At 34.0% G+C, this 14,679-nt stretch carries 16 protein-coding genes; 13 read left to right on the forward strand and 3 right to left on the reverse strand.

Annotation, left to right across the window (positions count from 1 at the left end):
* Positions 1 to 20 precede the first annotated feature (20 nt).
* Entirely contained in the window at positions 21 to 266 is a 246-nt protein-coding gene (locus AC0NJG_RS15335; RefSeq protein ID WP_000433609.1) for a hypothetical protein, read from the reverse strand.
* A 283-nt stretch (positions 267 to 549) separates the two neighbouring features.
* Here AC0NJG_RS15335 and AC0NJG_RS15340 point away from each other — a divergent pair, with 283 nt between their 5' ends.
* From AC0NJG_RS15340 to AC0NJG_RS15380, 9 genes are all read left to right on the forward strand, one after another.
* On the forward strand, positions 550 to 933 hold the full coding sequence (locus AC0NJG_RS15340; RefSeq protein WP_087953289.1) for a VOC family protein: 384 nt from the start codon (positions 550 to 552) through the stop codon (positions 931 to 933).
* 14 nt (positions 934 to 947) lie between these two features.
* Complete coding sequence (locus AC0NJG_RS15345; protein ID WP_087953290.1) at positions 948 to 1,490, forward strand: GNAT family N-acetyltransferase; 543 nt, start codon at positions 948 to 950, stop codon at positions 1,488 to 1,490.
* Positions 1,490 to 2,071: a kinase gene (locus AC0NJG_RS15350; protein WP_000106116.1), complete on the forward strand. Its 582-nt coding sequence runs from the start codon at positions 1,490 to 1,492 to the stop codon at positions 2,069 to 2,071. The genes AC0NJG_RS15345 and AC0NJG_RS15350 overlap by 1 nt, the downstream gene beginning before the upstream one ends.
* Before the next feature lie 23 nt (positions 2,072 to 2,094).
* Complete coding sequence (locus tag AC0NJG_RS15355; RefSeq protein WP_088327523.1) at positions 2,095 to 2,673, forward strand: HAD-IA family hydrolase; 579 nt, start codon at positions 2,095 to 2,097, stop codon at positions 2,671 to 2,673.
* Between the two features lie 178 nt (positions 2,674 to 2,851).
* Complete coding sequence (locus AC0NJG_RS15360) at positions 2,852 to 3,586, forward strand: LytR/AlgR family response regulator transcription factor (RefSeq protein ID WP_087953293.1); 735 nt, start codon at positions 2,852 to 2,854, stop codon at positions 3,584 to 3,586.
* Positions 3,586 to 4,902, forward strand: a complete 1,317-nt coding sequence (locus AC0NJG_RS15365; protein ID WP_087953294.1) for a GHKL domain-containing protein — start codon at positions 3,586 to 3,588, stop codon at positions 4,900 to 4,902. The genes AC0NJG_RS15360 and AC0NJG_RS15365 overlap by 1 nt, the downstream gene beginning before the upstream one ends.
* 89 nt (positions 4,903 to 4,991) lie before the next feature.
* Positions 4,992 to 5,669: a YhfC family glutamic-type intramembrane protease gene (locus AC0NJG_RS15370; RefSeq protein ID WP_087997181.1), complete on the forward strand. Its 678-nt coding sequence runs from the start codon at positions 4,992 to 4,994 to the stop codon at positions 5,667 to 5,669.
* 2 nt (positions 5,670 to 5,671) lie between these two features.
* On the forward strand, positions 5,672 to 6,058 hold the full coding sequence (locus tag AC0NJG_RS15375; RefSeq protein ID WP_087953296.1) for a DUF3887 domain-containing protein: 387 nt from the start codon (positions 5,672 to 5,674) through the stop codon (positions 6,056 to 6,058).
* A 108-nt stretch (positions 6,059 to 6,166) separates the two neighbouring features.
* Positions 6,167 to 6,478 carry a hypothetical protein gene (locus tag AC0NJG_RS15380; protein WP_087997182.1) on the forward strand — a complete coding sequence of 104 codons (312 nt, stop codon included), beginning with the start codon at positions 6,167 to 6,169 and terminating at the stop codon, positions 6,476 to 6,478.
* Between the two features lie 40 nt (positions 6,479 to 6,518).
* Here AC0NJG_RS15380 and AC0NJG_RS15385 read toward each other — a convergent pair whose 3' ends face one another.
* Together AC0NJG_RS15385 and AC0NJG_RS15390 are read right to left on the reverse strand one after the other, a co-directional pair.
* Complete coding sequence (locus tag AC0NJG_RS15385; protein WP_087953298.1) at positions 6,519 to 6,734, reverse strand: helix-turn-helix domain-containing protein; 216 nt, start codon at positions 6,732 to 6,734, stop codon at positions 6,519 to 6,521.
* A 10-nt stretch (positions 6,735 to 6,744) separates the two neighbouring features.
* Entirely contained in the window at positions 6,745 to 7,227 is a 483-nt protein-coding gene (locus tag AC0NJG_RS15390) for a DUF2975 domain-containing protein (RefSeq protein ID WP_087953299.1), read from the reverse strand.
* A 318-nt stretch (positions 7,228 to 7,545) separates the two neighbouring features.
* Here AC0NJG_RS15390 and AC0NJG_RS15395 point away from each other — a divergent pair, with 318 nt between their 5' ends.
* The 4 genes from AC0NJG_RS15395 (at position 7,546) to AC0NJG_RS15410 (ending at position 14,619) form a co-directional block, all read left to right on the forward strand.
* Positions 7,546 to 9,219, forward strand: a complete 1,674-nt coding sequence (locus AC0NJG_RS15395; RefSeq protein WP_087953300.1) for an alkaline phosphatase — start codon at positions 7,546 to 7,548, stop codon at positions 9,217 to 9,219.
* Between the two features lie 255 nt (positions 9,220 to 9,474).
* Positions 9,475 to 11,859, forward strand: a complete 2,385-nt coding sequence (locus tag AC0NJG_RS15400; protein ID WP_087997184.1) for an immune inhibitor A domain-containing protein — start codon at positions 9,475 to 9,477, stop codon at positions 11,857 to 11,859.
* Positions 11,860 to 12,155: 296 nt separating this feature from the next.
* Positions 12,156 to 13,187, forward strand: a complete 1,032-nt coding sequence (desA, locus tag AC0NJG_RS15405; protein WP_140168750.1) for a Delta(5) desaturase DesA — start codon at positions 12,156 to 12,158, stop codon at positions 13,185 to 13,187.
* A gap of 244 nt (positions 13,188 to 13,431) precedes the next feature.
* On the forward strand, positions 13,432 to 14,619 hold the full coding sequence (locus tag AC0NJG_RS15410) for an RtcB family protein (RefSeq protein ID WP_087953302.1): 1,188 nt from the start codon (positions 13,432 to 13,434) through the stop codon (positions 14,617 to 14,619).
* The last annotated feature ends 60 nt before the right edge of the window (positions 14,620 to 14,679 follow it).

A 14,679-nucleotide genomic window follows, 5' to 3' on the forward strand; every position in this document is an offset into this window, starting at 1 on the left:
AAGGGATAATCATGTTTTTATTAGAAAGATTGATTTTGAGCAGGTTTAATAAATTGCTCTGGATTTTCAACAAGCCCACATACAGCACATTGGACACGATAAGTAGGTCCTTGATAAGCCATATGAAAAGCATTCATTGTTTCATTTGTGTATTCCTCTTCTACTTGACCAGTTTGTGGATTTAATTTGACTGGTTTTACTTGTTGCTCAAGAATATTAAAGCGAGTGCGGTTCGTTTTACAACTTGGACATAGCATTGGTTCCATATGTATACACCTCCATTTGTAGCATTTCTTAAACTCATTAATTTTATGCAAACAAAAAAACTTTCTCAATATAAATAGGTGTTTAATGTATTTAAAATTCAGAAAAAATAAAATATAATAAAAGTACGAACTGGTTATGTCCAAACCAAATCTCCTGTTTTATGCCAATAAGCTGGGGGGCCGAGAAATCGGCCTCATTTTTTTGTGCTTATTACTATAGGAAACAAGGTTTTTATAAGACTTTTGTCGAAATTTTAGGGATGGATATAAAGGGGGAAGTAAAATGAATTTAAAAATGAAGTACATCATTTTATACGTAGAAAAGTTTGAGGAATGTTTAAAATTCTATAAAGATGTATTACAGTTACCGATAAAAGCAGAGCACGGTACATATATTGAATTTAATACGGGTACTACCATATTAGCGATGAATACGCGGCAAGACGTAAAAGAATTAACGGGACTACCACTTACAGAAGGTGAGTTACAATCTTCCCATTTTGAATTGGGATTCGTTGTCGAAAATGTACAAGAAACGATTGAGCAATTTAGAGAACATGGTATTACGATTTTAGTTGAACCAATTGTAAAGCCGTGGGGACAAACAATTGCGTACATTGCTGATCCAGATGGGAATTATATTGAAATTTGCAGTTCATTAGAATAGAAGGAGAAAAAGAGATGGGGTTTCCAAAACTAGAAACAGAACGTTTACAATTAAGAGAATTAACGCTGTTAGATGCAGAAACGATGTTCCGTTATTTTTCAAAAGAATCTGTTATACGTTATTTCGGAATGGATTCTTTCAAAGATATTGAGCAAGCAAAAACAACGATTCAAACGTTTAAAAATCGTTATGAAGAGGGAACTGTATTTCGCTGGGGAATTGAGAAAAAGGGGACGGGCCAATTAATCGGAACGTGCGGATTTCATTTAATTAATCATCATCATAAGCGAGCTGAAATTGGTTATGAATTAGATGATACATATTGGGGGCAAGGGTATGCAACGGAAGCGTTACAGGCAATTTTAACTTACGGGTTTGAAACATTACAACTTATAAGAATTGCTGCTGTTGTATATGTAGAAAATAAAGCTTCTCAAAAATTATTAAGTAAAGCAGGATTTCAAGAAGAAGGATTACTTCGAAAACATATGGTTCAAAATGGAGTTGCGCATGATACGATTTTATATTCTTTATTAAAAGAAGAGTGGAAGAAGTAATGAGTACAAACGAACTTATAACTATAATGAAGAAACATAGGGAAAATAGATTCATTTTAGGTATAGATGGTTTAAGTCGTTCAGGAAAAACAACATTTGTTGCAAATTTAAAGGAAAATATGAAACAGGAAAGCATTCCGTTTCATATTTTTCATATTGATGATCATATAGTGGAGCGTAATAAACGATATCACACTGAATATGAAGAATGGTATGAGTACTATTATTTACAATGGGATATTGAATGGCTTCGGCAGAAATTTTTTCGAAAGTTACAAAATGAAACAAAACTAAAATTACCGTTCTATAATGATGAGATAGACTCATGTGAAATGAAAAAAGTACAGATTCCCATAGTAGGCGTAATTATAATTGAAGGTGTTTTTCTACAGCGAAAAGAATGGAGAGATTTCTTTCACTATATGGTGTATTTGGATTGTCCAAGAGAGACACGTTTTCTTCGGGAGAGTCCGGAAACGCAGAAGAACCTTTTAAAGTTTGAGAATAGGTATTGGAAGGCAGAGGATTATTACTTAGAAACGGAATTGCCGAAGGATAGGGCGGATTTAATCATTAAATGATTTGAAAATAGAAGGTGAACATAATGAATATTTTATGGGATTTTGATGGTACGTTATTTGATACGTATCCAGTTTATACAAAGATTCTTTCTGAAATATTAGGTGATACAGTAGATAAACAAGAAATATACAAAAACTTAAAAATATCTTACTCTCATGCAATTCAGTATTACAATATTTCATGTGAACAGGAAGAACAAATTAAAATTTTGAAGGGGAAAATCACTGCAAAAGATATGAAACCTTTTGCAGGTGTGGAGGAAATTCTGAAATTTGCGGATAAAAATGTGATTATGACTCATAAACATAAGGCAGGGGTTATGCACATTTTAAAATATTACGGCTGGGACAAATACTTCGTCGACATGGTTACAATTGACGATGGCTTCCCCCGAAAACCGAACGCTTTATCTTATGATCATTTGCATAAAAAGCACAATATTGATTTAGCTATTGGTGATAGAGAGTTAGATTTATTACCTGCAAAAGAATTAGGTATTTCAACATGTATGTTTCAAGGGGATTGTGATGTAGCGGATTATTCTTTATCGTATTACTCGGAATTTTTTAAGGTAGTGATTGATAGAGAGGTTATTTTATAAAAAATTTAAATAAAACCTCTACTTTCAAGCAAAAAGTAGAGGTTGTTTTCTATGCTTTATAAAAACGAAAGAAAATTAACCCTTTCAAGAATTTAGAAGGAGATTGGTATAACGATTTGAATTATATATTTATAGATAAATCTATAGATGAAAAGATTTCAATAAAGCGAGTGATCACATGAGTATTTTCATTTTAGAAGACGATGTCATACAAGCACAGCAAATGAAGCGGCTAGTTGAAGAGATTTGCGAGAAATATAGGTTGCCCTTTGATTTTATTGAGGTGACTAGTAAAAGTGAAAATATTATTACTAATATTTCTAAGGCGAGATATGTCCCAATCTATTTTTTAGATATAGAGATAAAAAGAGAAGAGCGAAAAGGGTTACAAGTGGCGCAAGAAATACGAAAGTATGATACGAAAGGAATTATTGTGTTTGTAACGACGCATTCTGAATTTGCACCTATTTCATATCAATACATGGTATCTGCTTTAACTTTCATTGATAAAGGGTTGCCATACGAGGAGAGATATAAAGTTTTTGAACAATGTTTACTTCAATATGAAGCAAGAAATAAGCATATTATTCCATCCGATGACTTTATCGTTGAAAATAGTAATGCGACTGTGCGGGTTCCTTTTCATGAAGTTGAATATGTTATGACTGATGAACCACACCGGTTAGCATTAGTGACGTTAGATCGAATCGTTTATTTTTACGGAACTTTAAGAGAAATTGAATTAATAGATGAACGTTTATTTCGTTGTCATCAATCATATATCGTGAATACGAAGCAAATGTCTTCTTATGATACGAAGCAGAAAATGATAGTTTTAAAAAGCGGGAAACGTATTCCGGTATCACGTCGTTTAGTGAGTAAAGTACGTAACATGTTAAAGGGTGAGATGTAATGTATATTTATGATTTATTTGCAATACTGCTTACTAGTATGTGTCATACGTTTTTATACATACAATTAATCCAGTACAACAGATTGTCAGTTAGAATGTTAATAGCTTTAAGTGCGGTATTCATTATTTTACTTGCTATTGTCGTAACAGTAACGAGATATCCAGAATTGAATAGTACGATTGTGTTATTTTTAATAAGTCTAGGACTAATGCAAAATGAACTAAGACTTAAGCATAATGTATATTTTGCACTAGTGAGCATGGTGATTATAACGTTAGTAAAAATGTTGCTTTTGGATTTAGGAATGAAACTCTTTATGTTAACGCCATTTAATTTATATTTATGGACAGGAAGTATAATTCATCTTACCGTAACGACACTTACTTTTATCGGTATTCTATTAGCGCGTAAAAGAATTCAAAAAATTGCTCGATATATAGTAAGTAGTCCGTTATATTATATAACTTACATATTATTAATTGTCGGGTTTATTATTGAACTAATTTTAACTCAGCCGTCAACTGAGTTTTTAGCAAGAATAAATCAACAATACAGTGAAATAAGTTATAATTCAGCGATTATTATTTTTTTATTATTACTAATCATTGTACTAATAAGCTCACATTTATCGAAAGAAAAGTTACGAGAAGAGCATGAAAAACGTTTAGATAAAGAGTTATTAGATTATGTGGAGAAATTAGAGAATATGCATGATGAGCTTGCTAGTTTCCGTCATGATTATATGAATGTATTACTATCGTTAGAAGAGGGAATACGTACAAAAAATGTGAAAGAAATTGAGCAAGTGTACTACGATGTTATTGCTCCCACATTAAAAACAATAAATGATCATGAACTTGATATCGCAAAATTATCTCGCATACATATTCCTGAAGTAAGAAGTGTATTAAGAGCGAAAGTCGGTACTGCCCAGCAGCAACAAATAAAAGTAATGCTCGATATACCAGAGAACATTGAAAGTGTTTCGATGGCGATTATTTCATTTATTCGCATCATTTCAGTTTTAGTAGACAATGCAATTGAAGAAGCAGCACAAAGTGAGGAGAAGATATTACAAATCGCATTCTTTAAAATGGATTCACGACAATATTTTATCGTGCGTAATAGTTCAAAGAGTGAAGGGATTGATTTGCAAAAAATTTATGAGAAAAACCATTCAAGTAAAGAAGGGACTAGAGGATACGGGCTATTCTCATTAAAACGTATCATGAATAAAACAAATAATGCGACATTAGAAACAACTTATGTAAGTCCTTATTTCACCCAAACATTTATATTAAAAGAGATGAAATAACCATCTATGATGAAAATGAAACCGAATAGGAAATAACTACATACTTTCTTCACTCATTTTTATACACTTTAAGTAAGAGGTGAAGCGAGATGAATGGTCTTATTTTTACAGCAATGATTAGCTTTGGTTTACCGCTTATTGCACTTTTATATGCTGTTTGGAAGAAACGTTATATTCCATATATGTTAGGGGTATTGGCTTTTGTTGTATCACAAATATTGATTCGTATACCAATACTGAATTATGTAAATGGAACTAGTACAGATTTTCAAATGTTTTCTGTTATGCAGCCTGTCCTATTTGCGCTTTTGCTTAGTTTATCAGCTGGAATTTTTGAAGAGGTAGCTCGTTTTATCGCCATGCGCTATTTTATGAAACAACGAGATTGGCAGTCTGGTTTTTTATTTGGGGCAGGGCATGGTGGTATTGAAGCAGTGTTAATAGTTGGCATCCCAGTAATATCCCTATTATTTTCACAAACAGTCATTCAAAATGGTGACAGTTACTATTTCGGAGGCATTGAGCGTATTTTTGCGATGGTATTACATGTTGGGCTTTCCTTCATTGTATTGCAAGCTGTCGTCCAAAAGAAATTTCGTTATGTTGTATATGCAATTCTCATCCATGGGGCTGCAAATGCAATAGCGGGCATTATATCACTTTATGTACCAGGAAAAAGCGGGATCATTATATCAGAAGTTTCAATAGCAATTTGTGCGTTACTCGTTTTGAGTTATAGTTTCATTTTAAAAAGAAAGGGTGTATGAAAATGAGAAAAATGTTACTTATTATTATAAGTGCTATCGCGGCGTTTGCGCTTGCAGCGTGTACCGGTAATAAAGTAAATGAAAGTACATCAAAAAAATTTATTCCGAAGGCGGAAGAAATTGTATCATTATTAAATGAAGCAAAGTATAAAGAAGTGTATGAGAAATTTGATAGTAAAATGAAAGCTGCATTGCCAGAAGAAAAGATGAAAGATCTTACACCTATAATCGAGAAAGCTGGTACGTTCGAAAAAATTGAAAAACAATCGATTGAAGAAAACGATGGTTTATACACGGTTATTCTTGTAGCGAAATATAGTAAAGAACAACTGACATTTATTATAACTTATAATGATAGAGAAGAAATAGCAGGTTTAGTTATTAAATAAAAAACAGATACAGTGGAAGTTCCTGCTGTATCTGTTTTTTTGATTTAACCAAATTATGGTTATTTGTGCTAATATGAACTCATAGCTATATAGAAGGGGTGGGCTAGTATGAAAACTGAACTAGTTACTAAAAAGAAGTACAGTATAATAAGCTACATATCTTTACTCATCGGCATTTTATGCTTTCTGTTCGTTTTTATAACGCCAACAAGGATAGCGAATGCAGGTAATATAGTGGGAGATTATATTACAGTCGCTCTTACAGTTTTAGGTATCATACTTTCAGTAATTACAATGACGAAAAAAACAGAGAAGAAAGGGATTGCTATTCTTTCATTCATACTGTCCTCATCATTCTTTATATTTTGGATTATCGCGATTATTTTAGTTTTGAATGGCCGAGTTAGTTTTGCGCCGTAATACCGAATAAAAAGAGTCCTTCATATGAGAAGGACTCTTTTTATTCGGTATCTTCCGGTTGATATTCTAAAATATCCCCTGGTTGGCATTCTAATGCTTTACATATTGCTTCTAAAGTTGAAAAACGGACTGCTTTTGCTTTTCCATTTTTCAAGATAGAAAGGTTAGCCATTGTAATTCCAACCCTCTCCGAAAGCTCTGTTACACTCATTTTTCTTTTCGCTAACATTACATCAATATTAATAATAATTGCCATATTATTCACCTCAGACCGTTAAATCATTTTCTGATTTTATATCTATCGCATCTTTTAATAGTCTTTGGAGAACGGCAGCAAAGACCGCGATTACCATTGAAGCAAAGATTAGGATCATGCCAATTATAATGATACCAGGTGCGTCATCTTTCTCAGCCACGAGATAGAAGAGTGGCATGCCTACTACATATAATATACTAATTGTAATAGCGCATTGCTTTATCTTTTTTAAACTTCTAACAGATAATTTCGAGAAGGCATTACCTTTGTCAATGTAGCTTACAAGTTTAAAGGCTTCGTATAGAGCGAAATAAAAAGGTATCACCGTTGCATATAGATTGATTAAAACAAGATATTTTATATATGCAATATCGGGATACAATTCTGCTGCATAATTCCCGATGTTAGGAATTGAAAATATACACAAAGCGAAAACAGGAATACCGATAAGGATAATAGCTATCTTTAAAAAGAGTGTTGATCCTTGTTTCATAAAAAGCACCTCATTTTTAAATTATCCTTTTAATTTAACATAAAATTTATTGTTTAACAATAAATTTTTATTCATTTTAATCGGATTTTTATTGATAAATATATGTTATTGAAGAGAATGATAAGACATTTTTATAAAAGAGGTTTGGCTTCTAATTATTTGAAAATAAAAAGCTATGATATGTACCGTTGCTTTTTAAATAAAAGAAAGTGAAGGTAATGATTGTTAGCTTCATGGAAATTGGGGACTAATAAAACATATATAAGTTGTGGAATGTAAAAGAAAATTATCTTTTTGTATATTTACGGAGGAAGAACAATGTCGAATTTAAGTTTACTCATGAAGAGGTTACTGTTAGTAGGAACAATTGCATTAAGTATGTTATGTACGGAAAGCATGATGAATGATCATACGGTGGGAGCTAAGGTGAAACAAGTAGAACGTCAACCGAAAAATGTAATCATAATGGTTATGGACGGAACGAGTTCTACAGCAACGACATTAGCTCGTTTGTATAAAGGGAAACCACTTGCATTAGATGAGATTGTAACAGGAGGAGTTCGTACATATTCGGCGGAATCAGCTATAACAGACTCAGCCCCAGCAGCTACAGCTTTAGCGACGGGGAATAAATCGAATTCAGGATATGTAGGTGTATTACCTTCTACTGTAAGTTCACCTGGTTTACAACCAATAAAAGAAGAGGACAAGTTACGGCCAGTTGCCAATGTTTTAGAAGGTGCCAAACGTACTGGGCGCGCTACTGGAATTGTTGCTACAGCTGAAATTCAGCATGCTACTCCTGCTGGATTCTCTGCTCATCATATGAATCGTAAAAATTTTGAAGTGCTCGCGGAGCAACAAGTGTATCAAAATATAGATGTCGTATTAGGCGGGGGAAAAGCGGCACTTCTACCTGAGACAGATAGTGGGATTCGAAAAGATGGTGAAGATTTAGTAAAAGTGATTCAAAAGAAAGGGTACGACTTTGTTGAAACGAAAGAAGCATTATTGAAATCCAAATCTAATAAAATTTGGGGCTCTTTCTCACATAATGCCTTAGCATTCGATATGGATCGTGAAGCGACAAATCCAGAGCAACCAACACTTTCTCAAATGACAGATAAAGCAATTCAAACATTAGCAAAAGACAAAGCTGGTTTCTTTTTATTTGTAGAAGGAAGTAAACCAGATTGGGCAGCTCATGTGAATGATCCAATTGGGATGATTAGTGATGTATTAGCATTTGATAACGCAGTTGCCGAAGCATTAAAATTTGCAAAAAAAGATGGTAATACGATGTTAATAGCCGTAGCTGACCATGGTAACAGCGGTATTTCTATCGGGAATAGGAATACGACAAAAGGTTATAATATTACGCCGGTTTCTGCATACATTGATCCATTAAAAAAAGCGAAAATGACACTTGAAGGAACTACAAAGAAACTTAAATCTGACTTATCGAATGTAGAAGATGTAGCTAAATTATATGGTGTGGACAATTTAACTTATGATGAAAAAGAAAGAGTAAAAGCAGCAAAAAAGAAATCGGAAGTAGGCCCAATACTTACTACATTATTGGCCAACCGTGCGAACATAGGATTCACAACAGGAGGGCATACAGGTGAGGACGTATTCTTATATTCATATGGTCCTCAAAAGCCATCTGGATTGATCCAAAACACGGACGTTGCGAAGAAGATGGCGAAAGCAATGGGCTTTAATTTGGAAGAAGTAACAAACAAATTATTTGTAGAAAGTGAATCAGCCTTTAAGCAGGATGGTGCAACAGTAACAATAGACAAAAGGGATGCAGAAAACTGGGTGCTCATGGTGAAACGTAATAATGTAAAAGCTCAATTATTTGTAAATAAAAATATAATTCGTATTAAGAATAAAGAATATGAATTAGGTAGTGTAGTTGTAGAAAGTAATGGCAAGTTCTATGTACCAGAAGAAGCAATCCGTTTATTCATAAAGCATTCTCGCTAAAAAATGCCAATTCCTAAGTACTAGCTAAGGAATTGGCATTTTTTGTGTAGATGAAATTTCATTCAAAAAAAGGAAAGAGAATCATAATTTCTAGAATGTACTTTCTGTAAATGTATCTATTTTATGTTTTTCACCCTTTAAAAAATATTTCTCAACATTTTAGTTCTTTAAAAAGATTGAATATTCGTATTATAACGAATATTATGTTTCTATCGGCAAAAAACGATAATTTGCAGACACTGGGGAGGAAATACATTGAAAAAGAAAAAGAAATTAAAACCTTTAGCGGTATTAACAACAGCGGCAGTATTAAGTAGTACGTTTGCTTTTGGAAGTCATGCAGCGTATGCTGATGCACCACCATCTTTACCAATTGATGAGCATTTAATACCTGAGGAGCGTTTGGCAGAAGCGCTGAAGCAACGGGGAGTAATTGATCAATCTGCATCACAAGCTGAGACATCAAAGGCTGTCGAAAATTATGTTGAGAAAAAGAAAGGGGAAAATCCTGGGAAAGAAATCTTGACAGGAGATAACCTTACGCAAGAAGCATCAGATTTTATGAAAAAAGTAAAAGATGCAAAAATGAAGGAAAATGAACAAGCGCAGCAGCCCGAGGTAGGACCAGTAGCTGGGCAAGGTGCAGCATTGAACTCTGGGAAATTAAATGGAAAAGTACCGACTACACCAGCGAAGCAAGCTGAGTACAATGGAGCTGTTCGAAAAGATAAAGTACTTGTGTTACTCGTAGAATTTAGCGATTTTAAGCATAATAATATTGATCAAGAACCAGGTTATATGTATTCTAAAGACTTTAATCGTGAACATTATCAAAAAATGTTATTTGGTGATGAACCATTTACATTATTTGATGGATCGAAAATTAATACATTTAAACAATATTATGAAGAACAATCTGGTGGAAGCTACACAGTGGACGGAACTGTAACGGAATGGCTTACTGTTCCAGGAAAAGCGTCAGATTATGGTGCTGATGCGGGAACTGGACATGATAACAAGGGACCTTTAGGACCAAAAGATCTTGTGAAAGAAGCATTAAAAGCAGCGGTAGCAAAAGGGATAAATTTAGCAGACTTTGATCAATATGATCAGTACGATCAAAATGGTAATGGAAATAAAAACGAGCCAGACGGCATTATTGATCATTTAATGGTTGTACATGCTGGTGTTGGTCAAGAAGCTGGCGGTGGTAAATTGAAAGATGATGCGATTTGGTCTCATCGTTCAAAACTAGGGTCGAAGCCATATGCGATTGATGGTACAAAATCTTCTGTTTCGAACTGGGGCGGAAAGATGGCTGCATACGATTATACAATCGAGCCTGAAGATGGAGCAGTTGGTGTGTTTGCGCATGAGTATGGTCATGATTTAGGTTTACCAGATGAATATGATACAAAGTACTCTGGACAAGGTGAACCTGTTGAGTCATGGTCTATTATGAGCGGCGGTAGCTGGGCTGGAAAAATTGCAGGAACAGAACCAACGAGTTTCTCACCGCAAAATAAAGAGTTTTTCCAAAAGAATATGAAGGGGAATTGGGCGAATATTCTTGAAGTAGATTATGATAAACTTCGTACAGGAATTGGTGCTGCAACATATTTAGATCAAAGTGTTACAAAATCAAAACGACCAGGAATTGTTCGTGTTAACTTACCAGACAAAGATATAAAAAATATCGAATCGGCGTTTGGTAAGAAGTTCTATTACAGTACAAAAGGAAATGACATTCATACAACACTTGAGACACCAGTATTTGACTTAACAAATGCAAAGGAGGCTAAGTTTGATTATAAGGCATTTTACGAACTTGAAGCGAAGTATGATTTCCTTGACGTATATGCGATTGCAGAAGATGGAACGAAGACACGCATTGATAGAATGGGCGAAAAAGATGTAAAAGGCGGCACAGATACAACTGATGGTAAGTGGGTTGATAAATCATACGATTTAAGTCAATTCAAAGGAAAGAAAGTAAAACTGCAATTTGAGTACTTAACAGATATTGCAGTAGCTTATAAAGGATTTGCGTTAGATAATGCAGCCTTAACTGTAGATGGAAAAGTTGTTTTCTCTGATGATGCAGAAGGTCAGCCAGCAATGACACTAAAAGGATTTACTGTGTCTAACGGATTTGAACAGAAAAAAAATAACTACTATATCGAATGGCGTAATTACGCTGGGTCTGATACTGCATTACAATATGCACGTGGTCCAGTATTTAATACAGGAATGGTTGTATGGTATGCGGATCAAAGCTTTACAGATAACTGGGTAGGCGTTCATCCAGGTGAAGGGTTCCTTGGAGTAATAGATTCTCATCCAGAGGCAATCGTAGGAACATTAAACGGACAACCTACTGTGAAGAGCAGTACACGTTATCAAATTGCCGATGCGGCATTCTCATTTGATCAAACGCCAGCATGGAAAGTAAATTCACCAACTCGTGGTATCTTTGACTATAAAGGATTACCAGGAGTTGCAAAATTTGATGATTCTAAGCAATACATCAATAGCGTTATTCCAGATGCCGGACGTAAGTTACCAAAACTAGGATTGAAGTTTGAAGTAGTGGGTCAAGCTGAAGACAAGTCTGCAGGTGCAGTTTGGATCCATCGATAAAATAAAGTGAAATGAAGAGGAGCTGCCATAAGCCGGTGAAACGGACTTATAGCAGCTCTTTTCTGCTTGTAAAAAAGTTCTCGGTTTTAATTGTAAAGATTGGAAATGTATTTGATAAATAAAATGCTCAATCTGTTCAATTATAGCGCTATTTTGAGCGTAAGTAATTTGTAAGTATTGAGTAAGAAAAAAGAGATTTTTATAGTATATAATATTTATTACATCTACTTTTAACACCTGATACTAATAGTATGCTATAATGTGAATTAGCAACAAAAAGGAAAGGAATTAGAAAAATGACATTTGAAAATACTAAAAATTTAAAAAAACAAGTTGCTCCGTATGAAAAATCAACGATTAAAAAAAGTGTGTGGCAACTTATTAACACAGTCGTGCCATTTGTTATTTTATGGTACCTCGCTTATAAAAGTTTGTCTGTTTCTTATCTGTTAGCATTAGTTCCATCTCTGTTAGCTGCTGGTTTTATGACGCGAATTTTCATAATTTTTCATGATTGTACCCATTATTCATTCTTTAAAAGTCGACGTGCAAATAGAATAGTAGGTACATGTATGGGTGTGTTAACGTTATTCCCATTTGATCAATGGGGGCATGAGCATGCGATTCATCACGCTACAAGTGGTAATTTAGATAAGCGAGGTACAGGAGATATTTGGACGCTTACAGTCGATGAATATGTAGCTGCACCTTTTAGACTTCGTTTAGCATATCGTTTATATCGCAATCCATTCGTTATGTTTGGATTAGGTCCGATTTATGTTTTCTTGCTTAAAAATAGATTTAACCGAAAAGGTGCAAGACAGAAAGAGCGTATGAATACGTATTTGACGAATATTATTATCGTTGCTGTAGTAGCAATACTTTGCTGGGCAATAGGGTGGCAATCGTTTCTGTTAGTACACGGTACGATATTCTTAATAGCAGGTTCAGTAGGGATTTGGCTGTTTTACGTACAGCACACTTTTGAGGATTCTTATTTTGAAGAGGATAAAGATTGGGAATATGTAAAAGCGGCAGTAGAAGGAAGTTCATTTTATAAACTTCCAAAAATCTTGCAATTCCTAACTGGTAATATTGGATTCCATCATGTTCACCATTTAAGCCCAAGAGTACCTAACTATAAACTAGAAGAGGCACACAATAATACGCTTCCGTTAAAAAATGTACCAACAATTACACTTGCTACAAGCTTACAATCACTACGTTTCCGTCTTTGGGATGAGAAAAGTAACAATTTTGTTAGCTTTAAAGATGTCAAAAATATTATTAAAAATAATGTTTCTGTTCGGGTGAAATCGGAACTTTAATTTCATCATATATAAAACTCCCCTTAATCATTTTGATTTAAGGGGAGTTTTTCTTTAAATGTACGTGTAGGTATAAAGAATAGAAAACAATAAATATGTTATGTAAACAAAGTATCATTATAATTTATTATTATTGTGAATGCTATAATACATATAAAGTGTAAAGCAGCAGATTAATGATTAATCATAAGAACAGATACAACGTAATAAAATAATTCTTTCAAAGGGAAGGGGCAAATGAAAGATGTTGAATTTACGAGGGAAATACAATGAAGCGAAAGTATTTACTAATAACGTGGATGAAACTGCAACTGGGCAGATTATTGATCTTTGTAACCAAGAATTCGTAAAAGATAGTAAAATTCGTATTATGCCAGATACACATGCTGGAGCAGGGTGTACGATTGGGACAACAATGACAATACAAGATAAAATTGTTCCTAATCTTGTAGGGGTAGACATTGGGTGTGGGATGGAAGTGGTTGTAATTGATAAGAAAAAAGAAGAAATTAATTTCGATTATTTAGACGAAACAATTCGTAAATTCGTTCCAAGTGGTTTTCGTATCCGAGATAAAGAACATCGATTCTCAAAAATGATTGATTTTGATGGTGTGAGAGCACCATTTACATTACAACGTGCTCAAAAAAGTATAGGTACTCTTGGGGGAGGGAACCATTTCATTGAACTAAATGAAGACGACAAAGGGAATGTATATATTGTCATTCATAGTGGTTCTCGTAATTTAGGAAAGCAAATAGCAGAATATTACCAGAACTTCGCGTATGAACAATTAATTGATGTTACATCGATGAAAGATGAGATTATTAAGAGATTAACTGAAGAAGGGAGAGCAAAAGAAATACAAGAAACTTTACGTGAAATTCAGAAGCCTAAGATTCGTAAAGAACTAGCTTATTTAGAAGGGCAAGGATTCAAAGATTATATGAATGACATGAATATTGCTCAAAAGTATGCTGAGGTGAATCGTAAAGCAATGATTGATGAAATTGTCGCTAAAATGGACTGGAAAGTAACGGATCAATTTACTACGATACATAACTATATAGACATAGAAAATATGATTCTACGAAAAGGTGCTATTTCAGCTCAGAAAGATGAACGAGTCATTATTCCAATTAATATGAGAGATGGTTCAATTATTGCGTTTGGTAAAGGTAATCCAGATTGGAACTATTCTGGTCCACATGGGGCCGGACGTATCATGAGTCGTAAGAAGGCTAAAGAATCATTGAGTCTAGAGGAATTTCAAAGTACGATGACAGAGGTGTGGACTACATCAGTAGTAGAAAGCACTATTGATGAGGCACCAATGGTATACAAGCCAATGGATGAAATTATAGAAAATACAAAAGAAACGATAGATATAAAACATATTATTAAGCCGTTGTATAATTTTAAAGCGAATTAGTATGATAAAAGACCGCACATGAAGCGAAAATCATATGCGGTCTTTTATATATAAGTATAG

It is taken from the genome of Bacillus sp. SSR7, assembly GCF_055902415.1.